This window comes from Brevibacillus sp. SIMBA_040 (genome assembly GCF_046535075.1).
In the GTDB taxonomy this organism is placed as follows: Bacteria; Bacillota; Bacilli; order Brevibacillales; family Brevibacillaceae; genus Brevibacillus.
On sequence record NZ_JAWRXI010000050.1, the window covers coordinates 1 to 580 of the forward strand.

Annotated in this window: 1 protein-coding gene; it reads left to right on the forward strand. The window is 45.2% G+C overall.

All coding sequences use genetic code 11. The features are described from left to right. A partial coding sequence (locus tag SB752_RS31885) for a phosphotransferase (protein ID WP_410719432.1) occupies positions 1-580 on the forward strand: 580 nt, incomplete at both ends.

The window sequence follows — 580 nt, forward strand, 5'->3', positions numbered from 1 at the left end:
AACATGGATGCTGATTTATATGGGTATAAATGGGCTCGCGATAATGTCGGGCAATCAGGTGCGACAATCTATCGATTGTATGGGAAGCCCGATGCGCCAGAGTTGTTTCTGAAACATGGCAAAGGTAGCGTTGCCAATGATGTTACAGATGAGATGGTCAGACTAAACTGGCTGACGGAATTTATGCCTCTTCCGACCATCAAGCATTTTATCCGTACTCCTGATGATGCATGGTTACTCACCACTGCGATCCCCGGGAAAACAGCATTCCAGGTATTAGAAGAATATCCTGATTCAGGTGAAAATATTGTTGATGCGCTGGCAGTGTTCCTGCGCCGGTTGCATTCGATTCCTGTTTGTAATTGTCCTTTTAACAGCGATCGCGTATTTCGTCTCGCTCAGGCGCAATCACGAATGAATAACGGTTTGGTTGATGCGAGTGATTTTGATGACGAGCGTAATGGCTGGCCTGTTGAACAAGTCTGGAAAGAAATGCATAAACTTTTGCCATTCTCACCGGATTCAGTCGTCACTCATGGTGATTTCTCACTTGATCACCTTATTTTTGACGAGGGGAAAT